A 3,923-nucleotide genomic window follows, 5' to 3' on the forward strand; every position below is an offset into this window, starting at 1 on the left:
GCGGCGACACCCGCGCGGCAGCCCCACCCTGGGCCCCTGCCGGCGGGCGCGATGGCCGCCCGCCCGGGGGGCGGACATCCTCCGGCCCGGCGGCGCCAGGCGCCCGGCCCGGTCAGCGGCCGGCGATGCGCGCCTGCTCGGCGTGCCCGGGATCGGCCTTGCCGGCCTGCACCTGGCTGCGCGGCGTTTCCCGGCTTCGCCCCATCTCCCGCCGGCGGTGCCGTTCCTCCTGCGCCATGGCGTCGCGCAGCAGGCCCTCATAGCTCAATCCGCAGGCCGCGCCGCCCAGCACGGAGGCACCTGGCAGCATCGGCCGGTCTGACCGGCGACTCATGGTCCTCTCCCCACTCTCCCGAATGCGAGTGTGCCCAAAACCGGGCGGCTTCGGCGATGAAAAACGATTGATTGCAGGAAACCGTAACGAATCACCAAGAAGTTGTGGCGCCGCACCGGGCCACAGCGTGGCCGACAGGCCAGGGCGGGCGGCCTGGCACGGATCGGGTCCGGACGGGGGAGGATCCCCCGGCGATGCCGCATCGGCGCATGCGGCGCGGGCGGGTAACGCGGCACCCTGCCCCGCCCGTGCGGCCAAGGCGCCCGGCGGCGCGGCGCCAAGCCGCACCGCCCGGGGCCGCGACCGCGTTGCGGCGGCAAGGGGGTCGCCACCCGCTTCCGCCTTGCGCCGCGACGACGACAGGGCGTATAGGAATATTGTCAAAGTCCCATCCTTGCGCGAGGCGGCGACCCACCGGTGCCCCTGCCCGCCCCGCCCGTCGGCCGGCCAGGACGATCCTGCCGTCCGAACCTGCCTCCGCCTTGCCTGCGAGGGCCGAGGATGCGTCGCCCGCCCCCCGTCGCCGCCCACGGGCGGAGGCAGGCGGGCGCATCCGCCGCGACCGCCGGCCCAGGGAATAAATCCCTCAATTCCTCAATTCCTCAACCGGCACGTGGCGGAACCCGCGGCGAAAGGCCGGCTTGCCGTGGATCGGGCCGCATCGGACTCAGCGGAATTGAGCGGGGCCATGTCCGGCCCGCCGCTCAAACCACCGGCAGCGCCTGCGACAGCCGGCCACCCTGCCGCACCGGCTCGATCCGGGTGGCGAGGCCGGTGGCATCGTCGGTCTCCACCCAGACCCCGCAGAGGGTCGCCGGCCCCTCGGCCGGGGCCAGGCGCTCGCCGGGCATCTTGCGCCAGAACCGCAGGGCGGCGCCGCCCTTCTGCATGCCGATGACGCTGTCATAGTCGCCGCACATGCCGGCATCGGTCATGTAGGCGGTGCCGCCGGGCAGCACCTGGTGGTCCGCGGTCGGCGTGTGGGTGTGGGTGCCGACCACGAGGCTCACCAGCCCGTCGAAGCTGTGGCCGAAGGCGGATTTCTCCGAGCTTGCCTCGGCATGCACATCCACCAGGCTGGCCTGGATGGTGCCGCCGGCGCCCAGCCGGTGCTTCTGGATCTCGGCCTGGACGGCGCGGAAGGGGTCGTCGAGCGCATCCATGAACAGCCGGCCCATGACGTTCACCACCAGGGCGCGGCGGTTGCCCGGCACCTCCACCACCGCGGCGCCGCGGCCGGGCGTGCCGGGCGGGAAATTGGCCGGGCGGATGACGCGCGGCTCCTGCTCGAGGAAGGGGATGATCTCCTTCCGGTCCCAGGCATGGTTGCCGAGGGTGATGACATCGGCACCGGCGGCGAGGATGGCGCGCGCCATGTCGGGGGCGAGGCCGAAGCCATGGCTGGCATTCTCGCCATTCACCACCACGAGGTCGGCCTTGAGCGCCGATTTCAGGCCGGGCAGGCCGGCGACCACCGCATCCCGGCCAGACCGGCCGACCACGTCACCCAGGAAGAGAATTCGCAACCCGCTCGCTCCGCCACGCGCCCCGGCCTTGGGGCCGCGCGGCGCTGTCCTACAGAATGGTGGCGCCGGCGGCCATGGGCAGGGTCAGGCGCGGCGGATGATCCCGGCCTCGGTCGCGATCGCCTGCAGCGCCACGTCCTCCGGCCCCGCGGGAACCTCCGGCACCTCCTGGCAGGCATAGGCGCAGCCGAGCGTCGCGGCGCCCGGCAGCCCGGCCAGCGTGCGGTCGTAATAGCCGGCGCCATAGCCCAGGCGGCGCCCGGCGCGGTCGAAGGCCAGCAGCGGCACCAGCAGGAATTCCGGCGCCAGCGTCTCGCCCGCCGCCGGGTGCTGCGTGCCGAAGCGGCCGCGCGCCAGCGGCTCTCCCGGCCGCCAGCGGCGGAAGGTCAGCGGCTGGCCACGCTTCGGCGTGACCGGCAGCACGACCGGGTGGCCGCGATCCTGCAGCGCCAGCAGCAGCGGGCGGATGTCGATCTCCGGCCCCATGGGCCAGAAGCCGGCGACGACGGCGCCGGCGGGCGGCAGCCAATCCCGCAGCACATGCGCGGCGAGCTGCGCGCCGAGGGCCGGGTCGCAGCCCTCCCGCCGCGCGAGGGCGAGGCGCCGCGCCTCGGCCTTCATCTCCCGCAGGAGGACGTCGCAGTGCGGCGCGGATGAAAAGTGCGGAGCCACCATGGGCCGTTGGCGTCTCACCCTCCCAAGGCCTGCTAGCGCAGGTGGGCGCCAGATACCCGGACCAAGATCCGGACAGAGCCAGCTCCCGGAGGATGCTTATTGGCCCCGGGGATGAATTGCCTGACGCGCCGGGCAGCCCCGCCCCAGCGATATAAGGCGGCGCCTGGGCCGGGACCACCCCGGGCGCGACGGAAAACCGCGGCGGTGCCATGCCGGCGGTCCGGGGCGGTGCCCCCGTCCGCGCGCCGGCGGACCAAGCGCCGATGCTGTGGTGCCGATGCTGCGGCGGCGGTGCTGTTCCCCGCCGCGCTGTTCGTGCTGGTGCCGGCCGTGCCGGCGCCGCGCCTCATCGCGCGGGCCGTGCCGCTGCTGCCCTTCGGCGTGGCGGGCGCGGTGCCGCCGGGCGGCCGGCACGGGTTCCGGCCGCGACCGCGGCCCATCCGCGGCTCGGGGGTGCCCGGGGGCATGCGAAGCACCGGGAAGGGCGGGTCGCCCGGGGCCGGTGGTGCCAGCCGCCGGCGATGCCCTGCGGCGCCTGGCGTCAGGTCCTGTCGAGGGTCTGCGCCAGCCCTTCGATCCGCTCGGCGATGCGGGCCAGGCGTTCGGCCAGCATCGGGTCCGGCTGCGGCGCCGCCGGGATGGCGGGGGCGATGCCGGCGCGGGCGCGCTGCAATTCGGTGCGCAGGTCGCCCGCCTCGTCGGCCAGCAGCAACGCGACATGCAGCAGCATGCGGCTTTCGGAGAACTGCCCGCCCATGGCGCGGATCAGCCGCACCTTCTCCTCGATCTGCTGGATGAGGTCGAGGACATGCCCCTCCTCACCATCCTTGCAGCCGATCGTGTGCTGGTAGCCGTTGACCCGGACGGTGACCTGCCCCACGCCCTACTCCCCTTCCCGCTCGCCGGCCCGCAACTCCTCGGCCAGCGCCAGGCGCAGCCGGGCGATGGTGGCGTCCAACCGCTCCGCCATGGCGGCGACCTCGGCGCGGGGCACCATGTCGGTCTCCTCGGCGGCGGGACGCGGGCGGGACAACGCCTCGGCGAGCTTTTCCACGGCGGTCTCCAGCCGGGCTGCCGCCAGCGCCACAGGGTTACTCGCCGCGTCGCTCATGCCCCATCCGAAACTGCCATCGCCGGCCGCGCTGGACGCGGGATTCCGGGCGTGCTGCAAGGCTTGGCATGGTGACCGGGCAGGGTCAACGCCAGCGCAGCGGGGCGCCGCCGCCCGACATGCCCGCCGTCACGGTGCATGACGCGGCCGGCGCGGCCCTCGCCCTCGGCCTTGCCGGGCCGCGCGGCGCGCTGCTGCTGTCGGCGCCGGGCGCGGGCGGCAGCCTGGGCGCGCCCTGGTTCCTGGCGCTGGTCGCCGCGGCCGCCGCATCCCACCC

5 protein-coding genes and 1 other RNA gene are annotated in these 3,923 nt (G+C 74.8%); all 6 read right to left on the bottom strand.

Annotated elements, in window-relative coordinates; translation table 11 throughout:
• Positions 1-112 precede the first annotated feature (112 nt).
• Complete coding sequence (locus E2C05_RS29540; protein ID WP_133223198.1) at positions 113-334, bottom strand: hypothetical protein; 222 nt, start codon at positions 332-334, stop codon at positions 113-115.
• A 704-nt stretch (positions 335-1,038) separates the two neighbouring features.
• Positions 1,039-1,860: a TIGR00282 family metallophosphoesterase gene (locus E2C05_RS29545; protein WP_133223199.1), complete on the bottom strand. Its 822-nt coding sequence runs from the start codon at positions 1,858-1,860 to the stop codon at positions 1,039-1,041.
• A gap of 84 nt (positions 1,861-1,944) precedes the next feature.
• Complete coding sequence (locus tag E2C05_RS29550) at positions 1,945-2,535, bottom strand: 5-formyltetrahydrofolate cyclo-ligase (RefSeq protein ID WP_133223200.1); 591 nt, start codon at positions 2,533-2,535, stop codon at positions 1,945-1,947.
• Positions 2,522-2,677, bottom strand: a non-coding RNA gene (ssrS, locus tag E2C05_RS29555) — 6S RNA. Before ssrS ends, E2C05_RS29550 begins: the two co-directional genes overlap by 14 nt.
• A gap of 399 nt (positions 2,678-3,076) precedes the next feature.
• The gene (locus E2C05_RS29560) at positions 3,077-3,415 is read right to left on the bottom strand and encodes a cell division protein ZapA (RefSeq protein ID WP_133223201.1); all 339 of its coding nucleotides are present in this window, start codon (positions 3,413-3,415) and stop codon (positions 3,077-3,079) included.
• A 3-nt stretch (positions 3,416-3,418) separates the two neighbouring features.
• Positions 3,419-3,646 carry a hypothetical protein gene (locus E2C05_RS29565; RefSeq protein WP_133223202.1) on the bottom strand — a complete coding sequence of 76 codons (228 nt, stop codon included), beginning with the start codon at positions 3,644-3,646 and terminating at the stop codon, positions 3,419-3,421.
• Positions 3,647-3,923: the final 277 nt, after the last annotated feature.

It is taken from the genome of Paracraurococcus ruber, from assembly GCF_004353985.1.
Classification (GTDB): domain Bacteria; phylum Pseudomonadota; class Alphaproteobacteria; order Acetobacterales; family Acetobacteraceae; genus Paracraurococcus; species Paracraurococcus ruber.

Coding starts and splice junctions, on each gene's coding strand:
- E2C05_RS29540 (WP_133223198.1), bottom strand. CDS start 334: ATGAGTCGCCGGTCAGACCGGCCGATGCTGCCAGGTGCCTCCGTGCTG.
- E2C05_RS29550 (WP_133223200.1), bottom strand. CDS start 2,535: ATGGTGGCTCCGCACTTTTCATCCGCGCCGCACTGCGACGTCCTCCTG.
- E2C05_RS29565 (WP_133223202.1), bottom strand. CDS start 3,646: ATGAGCGACGCGGCGAGTAACCCTGTGGCGCTGGCGGCAGCCCGGCTG.